Origin of the sequence: Streptomyces sp. NPDC002265 (genome assembly GCF_040296125.1) — a bacterium.
Classification (GTDB): domain Bacteria; phylum Actinomycetota; class Actinomycetes; order Streptomycetales; family Streptomycetaceae; genus Streptomyces.
In genome coordinates this window covers 1-8,112 of sequence record NZ_JBEOWS010000408.1, presented here as the reverse complement: position 1 = coordinate 8,112, position 8,112 = coordinate 1, and the positions used below count along the sequence as shown (strand labels likewise).

Here is an 8,112-nt window from a genome sequence, read left to right as displayed (position 1 = left end):
GCGCATGATGCGCGACGCCAAGATCACCCAGATCTACGAGGGCACCAACCAGGTCCAGCGCATCGTCATGGCACGCAACCTCCCGTAACGCGGCCACCCCCGGTTCACCGTCGCCCTCCGCCCGTTCCTGCGGAGGGCGACGTCCGCCCTTTCCGGGCCGCGGCGCACGGGCCTAGGCTGCCCTCGGAGGTGGTCAAGTGGCCGCGAAAGAGGGGGAGTTGACGGACCCGGCGATTCCGGCGGAGTCCACGACCGTGGTGGTGATCGGTGCCGGTCCGGCCGGTCTGACCGTCGCGAACCTGCTGCGGCGCTGCGGTGTCGACTGCGTCGTACTGGAACGCAGAACGCGCGCGTATGTGACCCAGCGTCAGCGCGCCGGCATCGTCGAGACCCGCGCCGTCAGGATGTTCGACTCATGGGGGCTGGCCGACCGGGTCCTCGGCGGTGTCCCCTCCGACGGCACCCTGGAGTTCCGGGTGGACGGGGAGCGCCACCTCGTCTCCGACGGCGACGGCTCCGACGGTCCACAGGCCCGTATCTGTCCACAGCAGGTTCTGGTCCAGAAGCTCATGGCCGCCTACCTCGACGACGGCGGAGACCTGCGCTTCGAGGCCGCCGACGTCTCCCTGCACGATCTGACCGGCGACCGGCCCACCGTCCGCTACCGCGATGCCGACGGCGAACTCCGCGCCATCGCCTGCGCGTTCGTGGCAGGCTGCGACGGCGACCGCGGCGTCAGCCGTGCCAGCGTGCCCGACGGTGTCCTCGCCGCGCACGCCTTCGACCACGGCATCGGCTGGCTCACCGTCCTCGCCGACACCCCGCCTCCGCCCCGGCCCCTCCTCGCCGTCAGCCGGCACGGCTACGCCGCCCACTTCTCCCGCGGTCCGCACACCAGCCGCTACTACCTCCAGTGCCCGCCCGACGACGATCCCGGAGCCTGGCCCGACCCGCGTGTCTGGGACGCGCTGCGCACCCGGCTCGGCGACCCCTCCCTGCCGTCCGGCCCGATCACCGACCGGGAGATCTTCCGGCTGCGCAGCCTCGTCCACGAGCCCATGCAGTACGGCCGCCTCCACCTCGTCGGCGACGCGGCGCACATCGTGTCGCCGATGGGCGGCAAGGGCATGAACCTCGCCCTCTACGACGCGGACCTGTTCGCCCGGGCCGTCCGGGACTTCGTCCGTGACGGCGACGACAGCGCGCTGCGCACGTACTCCCGGCGCTGTCTGCGACGCGTCTGGAACGACCAGGAGTTCTCCCACTGGCTGACCCGGACGCTCCATGACGCGGGCGACGACACCGACTCGGGGTCCTTCCACCGCGGCCTCGCCCTGGCCCGGCTCGACCGGCTCTTCACCTCCCGGGCCGCCGACGGCGCCTTCGCGGAACTCATGGCGGGGCTGGACCCGGAGGCCTCGACCGCCCTTTGACCGGCGCCGTTGCGGCGGGCCGGCCCTCTGCTGCCGGACCCGGCCCGCCCCGAGCGGGCCGGGTCCGGGTCCGGGCAGGCCGTCCGGGATCAGCCGACGAGCAGCTGGGCCTTCAGCCGCCGCAGCTCGCTCGGGTCGATCCCCAGGGCCTTCTTCTCGTACGACGCGAAGGAGCCGTACTTGTCCTTCACCTCGGCGAAGCCGGAGTTGAGGTACTCGGCGCGCACGTCGAGCATCGGCTTGTAGACCGCGGCCTGGGCCGCGGGCATGGCGGCCAGGGTGGCGGCGTTGACCGCGGCCTGGTAGGTGTTGGAGGCCAGGTAGTCCGCCATCACCGTCTCCCGCGGTACGCCGAGAGCGGTGAGCAGGGTGGCGCCGGCCCACCCGGTACGGTCCTTGCCCGCCGTGCAGTGGTACAGCGAGCCGTCGGCGTCCGCCACGATCCCGGCGAAGACCTTGGAGTAGGCCGCCTTCGCGGTCGCGCCGCTGACCATGGCCTTCTCGCCGTCGACCATCATCTGCGCCGCGCCCTCGGCCGTCGTCGGCATCGCAAAGACGGCTGAGTCGTCGCCGATCACGTCGGCGACGACGTACCGTGCGCCGGACGGCACCCGGTCGGGCGCGCCCGTGCGCTCGGAGGTGGTGCGCAGGTCGTAGTCGACGGAGATGCCGAGACGCTTGAGCTTGGTCAGGTCGGCGGAGGCCAGCCGGTCGAGCGCGTCCGAGCGGTAGACGACCCCCATCTTCACCCAGCTGCCGTCGGTGGTGCGGTAGCCGCCCGCGTCACGGAAGTTGGTGGTGCCGTCCAGCTTGATCAGCCGGTCGGCGAGGTGGAGGCCGCGCCCGTGGTCGGGGACGAGGTCGAACCACCGGCGGTCGGCGGCGGGCAGACCGGTCACGGTCACCGAGCCGGTCGAGCCGCCGGAGGCGACGGTGCGGCCGTTCGCGCGGACGGCCACGTGGCGGACGCCGGGCGCCTTCCAGGTGATCTTGTACGAGCCGTCGTTCCGCGCGGTCACCTCGGCCGCGGTGAACGGAATGTGCCGTGCGGAGTGCGCGCTCGCTCCGGCGTGGGCCGGCGCGGCGGCCGCCGCGCCCGCCGTCAGGCCGGGGAGCATCAGGGCGGCCGACAGGACGGAGGCTGCTTTGACACGTGTCATGTGAGTCATGGCTGAAATCGTTCGCCGGTTCGAAGGGTGTCTGTGCAGCACCGGGTGAACGCCGGTCGTCCAAGGGTGGGAATGATCATCTGAATCCGGCATTCCGGGTACGTCGACGCCGTACGGGCCACCGGATGGGGGTCGCCGATGCCGCACGCCGTTCCGGCCGAGCACCCGGGGCGGCCACCGGCACCGGCCCACCGGCCTCGCGGGCCCCGTGACCTGCGGCTCGCCGGTGCTGGCGGGCGAGGGCCGGGGAGGGCTCGTAGATTGGAGGAGTGGAGATCCCGGCAGCCGACGGCGCACAGGCGGCCACGGGGGAGGTCGACTATGCGGCGCTGTTCGCCGCCACTCCCAGCCCTTATCTGGTGCTCACCCCCGATCTGATGATCGTCGGTGTGAACGAGGCGTACGGCAGGGTGACCGGACGGACGCGTGACGAACTCATCGGCCAGTATCTGTTCGACGCCTTCCCCGACAACCCGAACGACCCGGACGCGGACGGGGTGCGCAACCTGACGGCCTCCATGGAGCGCGTACTGGCCACCCGGGAGCCGGACGCGATGGCGGCGCAGCGCTACGACATCCCGGTGGTGAGCAGGCCCGGGCGGTTCGAGGAGCGGTGGTGGTCCCCGGTCAACACGCCCGTGCTCGGGCCGGACGGCGGCGTGGCGTGGATCATCCACCGGGTCGAGGACGTGACCGCCTTCGTGCAGGCCCGCGAACGGCGCGGCCGGTCACCGGACGGATCGTCGAGCGAGCGGGAGGAGGCGGTGGAGGCCGAGCTCTACATCCGGGCCAAGGAGTTCCAGCGGCTCAACGAGGAACTGCGCCGGGCCCACGACCGTGAACGGCAGGTGGCGATCACCCTTCAGGAGGCGATGCTGCGTGCCCCGGACCTGGCCCGGCACCCGAACGTCACGGTGCGCTATCTGCCCGCGGTCGGTTCGCTGAACGTGTGCGGTGACTGGTACGACACCGTCGATCTGGCCAACGACCGGTTCGCCGTCGCGGTGGGCGACGTGGTGGGGCACGGCCTGGAGGCCGCGACTGTCATGGGCATGCTTCGCAGCGCGCTCTCCGCGGCCAGTCGTGCGGTCGCCGGACCGGCGCAGGCCATGGAGGTGCTCGGCCTCTACGCGCGTTCCGTGGAGGGCGCGCTGGCCGCCACGGCGGTGACCGCGCTGATCGACACCCGCTCCCGCCTGATCATCTATTCCAGCGCCGGTCATCCGCCGCCGGTGCTGATGCATGCGGACGGCTCCAGCGAACTGCTGGACCAGGCCACCGATCCACCGCTCGGCGCCCGGCCCGAACACGTACCGCGCCCCCAGGCCGGCACCGGTTACCGTCCCGGAGACACGCTGGTCCTGTACACCGACGGCCTGATCGAGCGTCATGACGAGGACATCGACGTCGGTCTGAACCGGCTGACGGATGTCCTTCGCGACTGCTGCGCGGGGCTGGACCCCGAACCGCTCGCGGACACCCTCCTGGCGTACATGGGGGTCAGTCACGGTGCGCGCGACGACATCGCGCTGATCGTCGTACGTCTGTGAAGCCTACGCGCACGGCCCCGGCGCGGTCCGTGCCCGCCGGGGCGGCCCGTCGTCCGTGGCCTCAGGGCCGGTCGTCGGCCGGATTCCGGCGCAGGCTCCGGCGCGCCGAGTCCGCCGCCCGCTGCGCGCGGGAGACGACCGTGTCCTCCTGGCCGGGCCGCCAGGTCAGGTCCAGCAGGAACAGCGCCAGCACCAGCCATGACGCCACGGCTTGCCCCTTCTCCCCGGAGTGCGTGTCGTACAGGGCCAGCGCCAGGGCCAGCATGGCGAGACCCGCGACCACCCACCGCCTGATCCGGTCCTGTTCGCGAACGTTGCGGAGGGCCTCGGCGTAGTCGATCACCGCGGGTGCCAGCCGGGGGTCGCCGAGGTCCGCGCCGCGCCGGGTGGCCCGTACGACGGCTGCCCGGTCGGCGGCGTCCAACTGTGCGGCCCCGGACCACGCCCTGCCCATCCGTCGGGCTGTCCGGATGCCGTGCAAGGGGCTCAGCAGCAGGAACACCGCGGCGGCGGCGATCCAGTAGCCCGACTCGACGAGGGCGAAGGCGCCGAGGAACAGCCCGGTGGGGATGCCGGTGCCCAGCGCCCGGCGCGTCGGGCCTCCCTGCCACACCCAGCCCGGAGTCAGAACCACGAAGTTCATCGTGGCGAGCGTCCATTCCGGAAGCAAACACCGCATCGGCGAGTTGGCGCGGACGGGCGCACGCCTTGCCGGGGAAGGCGCGCGCGATCCATTTACAGGACTGTCATGCACCTGTAGTTTCCGCTGCAACAAATTTCAGGAACTTGCCGGTTCTTCTTGCATCAAGGGGAAACCATGAAACCCGCACTCATGAGTCCCGCAAGACGCAGACCGCCGCGCGGAGTGCGGCTGCCGATCCGACTGCGCCGCCCGCTCGCCCTGATCGCGGCGGCGGCCGGCCTTTCGGGCCTGCTCACGGGCGTGCCTGACACAAGCCGCGTCGCGCTGGGAACCGTGGCCGACACGGCGAACACGGCCACCGTCTTCTACTACACGAAGACCAAGAACTGGTCCTCCACCTACCTCCACTACGCCCCGGACGGCGGTTCCTGGACCACCGTGCCGGGCGTGGTGATGGAGGCCGCGTGCACGGACTGGGTCAAGAAGACCGTCGACCTCGGTTCGGCCGCCGGCCTCCAGGCCACCTTCAACAACGGAAGCGGCACCTGGGACAACAACGGCGGCAACAACTACGCCCTGGGCACCGGCACCATCACCGTCAAGGACGGCGTGATCGCCCACAGCGACCCGTGCGCCGACACGGGCACGGGCAGCGGCAACCAGGCCACCGTCTACTACTCGACCGCCACCTCCGGCTGGACCACGGCCAACATCCACTACGCGCCCGCGGGCGGCTCCTGGACGGCCGTCCCCGGCCTCGGCATGGAGAGCGCCTGCACCGGCTGGTGGAAGAAGACCCTCGACATCGGCACGGCGACCTCGCTCAGGGCCGCCTTCAACAACGGCAACGGCGTCTGGGACAACAACAACAGCGCCGACTACACGATCCCGACCGGCACCACGACGGTGAAGGACCGGACCGTCACCGCCGGCGCCGAGGACCCCTGCGCGGCCCAGGCCCCCGACACCCAGGCGCCGACCACACCCACCGGGGTCACCGCGAGCGCCACCAACACCTCGGTGGTGGTGAGCTGGAACCCGGCGAGCGACGACACCGCAGTGACGAAGTACCAGCTCACGCGTACGGGCGGCACGAAGGGCACCGTCGTCACCGATGTCGGCTCGACGGTGTACTCGGACACGGGACTGGAGGAGAAGACGGCCTACACCTACACGGTGAAGGCCGTCGACGCGGCCGGGAACACCTCGCCCGCCTCCGCCGCGGCCACCGTCACGACCGGGGAGCAGGCGCCCGCGCCGGCCTCGGGGACACCGCTGGGCACCGACCCGCGCAAGGACCCCATCTACTTCGTCCTCACCGCACGCTTCTACGACGGTGACAGCTCCAACAACCGCGGCGGCAGCCAGGACGTGAAGTCCGGCAACGCCGCCAACAACGACCCCATGTTCCGCGGCGACTTCAAGGGTCTGGTCGACAAGCTCGACTACATCAAGGCCCTCGGCTTCTCGGCCGTCTGGATCACCCCCGTGGTCCTGAACCGCTCGGACTACGACTACCACGGCTACCACGGCTACGACTTCTACAAGGTCGACCCGCGCCTGGAGTCCGCGGGCGCCTCCTACCAGGACCTCATCAACGCGGCCCACGCCAAGGGCATGAAGATCTACCAGGACGTCGTCTACAACCACAGCTCCCGCTGGGGCGCGAAGGGCCTGTTCACCCCAACCGTGTACGGCGTCCGGGACAGCCAGTGGAGCTGGTACTACGACGAGAAGAACGAGGGGTTCGAGTACGACGGCCTGACCGTCGAACCGAAGTCCGGGAAGTCGTACTACAACGGCGACCTGTGGTCGACCGCCGAACCCTCCGGCAACACCTGCCTCAACTGGGGCAAGCCCACCGGCGGCAAGAGCGCGGAGGGCTACACCCTCTACAACTGCCAGTGGCCCAGTCCCACTTCGGGCATGTTCCCCAAGGCGTACTACCACCAGTGCTGGATCGGCAACTGGGAGGGCGAGGACTCGCGTTCGTGCTGGCTGCACGAGGACCTGGCCGACTTCAACACCGAGAACGCCACCGTCCAGAACTACCTGATCGGCGCCTACGACAAGTACATCGACATGGGCGTGGACGGGTTCCGCATCGACACGGCCGTGCACATCCCGCGCGTCACCTGGAACCGCCGCTTCCTGCCCGCCATCTACGACCGGGTCACCCAGCGGTTCGGCACGGACGCCGCGAAGAACTTCTTCGTCTTCGGTGAGGTGGGCGCGTTCGTCAACGACAAGTGGAACCGCGGCTCGGTGAACCACTCCGCGCAGTTCTACACCTGGAAGGAACGCAAGGACTACAGCGCCGACGACGAGACGGCCGCCATCGAGCAGTACAACTACGAGGAGCAGCTCGGCACCGGCAACCAGCCCACATCGACCAACGCCTTCCTGAGCGGCAACAGTTACCACACCCCGGACCGCAGCCAGTTCTCCGGGATGAACATCATCGACATGCGCATGCACATGAACTTCGGCGACGCGCAGAACGCCTACAACAACGGCAAGGACTCCGACGACTCCGTCAACGACGCCACGTACAACGTCGTCTACGTCGACAGCCACGACTACGGCCCGAACAAGTCGAGCACCCGCTACAGCGGCGGCACCGACGCCTGGGCCGAGAACATGTCCCTGATGTGGACCTTCCGCGGAATCCCCACGCTGTACTACGGATCGGAGATCGAGTTCCAGGCGGGCAAGCAGATCGACTGCGGGCCGACCTGCCCGCTGGCGACCACCGGACGCGCGTACTACGGCGACCACCTCGCGGGGAGCGTCACCGTCTCCGACTTCGGCAAGGTCGACGCCGCGAGCGGCGCGGTGGCCACCACCCTCTCCCAGCCCCTGGTCAAGCACCTCCAGCGGCTCAACCAGATCCGCCGGGCGGTCCCGGCCCTGCAGTCGGGCCAGTACTCGACGGACGGCATCAGCGGCTCGATGGCCTTCAAGCGCCGCTACACCAGCGGATCGACCGACAGCTTCGCCCTCGTCACGGTCACCGGCGGCGCCACCTACACCGGCATCCCCGACGGCACCTACCGGGACGCCGTCACCGGCGACGTCAAGACCGTCACCGGTGGCACCCTGACCGTGGCCGCGCCCGGCAAGGGCAATCTGCGGGTGTACGTGCTCAACGGCCCCGGCAAGATCGGAAGCGACGGCCCCTACCTGAAGTGACACCGGCTCGACCGCGGGGGTGACTCCGGCTCCACCAGCGGTCCGGATCACGTCCGCACGGCCCGGGGGGGGGGGCCCCCCCCCCCGGGGGGGGGGGGCGGCGGGGGGGGGGGGGGGGCGGCCGC

At 70.5% G+C, this 8,112-nt stretch carries 6 protein-coding genes; 4 read left to right on the top strand and 2 right to left on the bottom strand.

The window, feature by feature from the left end:
* On the top strand, positions 1-88 hold an 88-nt coding region (locus tag ABT085_RS40780; protein ID WP_157846636.1), incomplete at its 5' end, for an acyl-CoA dehydrogenase family protein.
* A 109-nt stretch (positions 89-197) separates the two neighbouring features.
* Positions 198-1,433 carry a 4-hydroxybenzoate 3-monooxygenase gene (locus ABT085_RS40775; protein WP_351620418.1) on the top strand — a complete coding sequence of 412 codons (1,236 nt, stop codon included), beginning with the start codon at positions 198-200 and terminating at the stop codon, positions 1,431-1,433.
* Positions 1,434-1,522: 89 nt separating this feature from the next.
* Here ABT085_RS40775 and ABT085_RS40770 read toward each other — a convergent pair whose 3' ends face one another.
* Positions 1,523-2,593, bottom strand: coding sequence for a tyrosine-protein phosphatase (locus ABT085_RS40770; protein ID WP_351620415.1), 1,071 nt, complete (start codon positions 2,591-2,593; stop codon positions 1,523-1,525).
* 278 nt (positions 2,594-2,871) lie between these two features.
* Here ABT085_RS40770 and ABT085_RS40765 point away from each other — a divergent pair, with 278 nt between their 5' ends.
* A complete protein-coding gene (locus ABT085_RS40765) occupies positions 2,872-4,152 on the top strand; it encodes a PP2C family protein-serine/threonine phosphatase (RefSeq protein WP_351620414.1) in 1,281 nt (426 codons plus the stop codon).
* Between the two features lie 61 nt (positions 4,153-4,213).
* Here the strand turns inward: ABT085_RS40765 and ABT085_RS40760 are convergent, their stop codons facing one another.
* Positions 4,214-4,795 carry a hypothetical protein gene (locus ABT085_RS40760; protein ID WP_351620411.1) on the bottom strand — a complete coding sequence of 194 codons (582 nt, stop codon included), beginning with the start codon at positions 4,793-4,795 and terminating at the stop codon, positions 4,214-4,216.
* 189 nt (positions 4,796-4,984) lie between these two features.
* On the opposite strand from ABT085_RS40760, the gene ABT085_RS40755 reads away from it, so the two are divergent.
* Complete coding sequence (locus ABT085_RS40755) at positions 4,985-7,987, top strand: carbohydrate binding domain-containing protein (RefSeq protein WP_351620408.1); 3,003 nt, start codon at positions 4,985-4,987, stop codon at positions 7,985-7,987.
* Positions 7,988-8,112: the final 125 nt, after the last annotated feature.

Coding starts and splice junctions, on each gene's coding strand:
- ABT085_RS40760 (WP_351620411.1), bottom strand. CDS start 4,795: ATGAACTTCGTGGTTCTGACTCCGGGCTGGGTGTGGCAGGGAGGCCCG.
- ABT085_RS40770 (WP_351620415.1), bottom strand. CDS start 2,593: ATGACACGTGTCAAAGCAGCCTCCGTCCTGTCGGCCGCCCTGATGCTC.
- ABT085_RS40755 (WP_351620408.1), top strand. CDS start 4,985: ATGAGTCCCGCAAGACGCAGACCGCCGCGCGGAGTGCGGCTGCCGATC.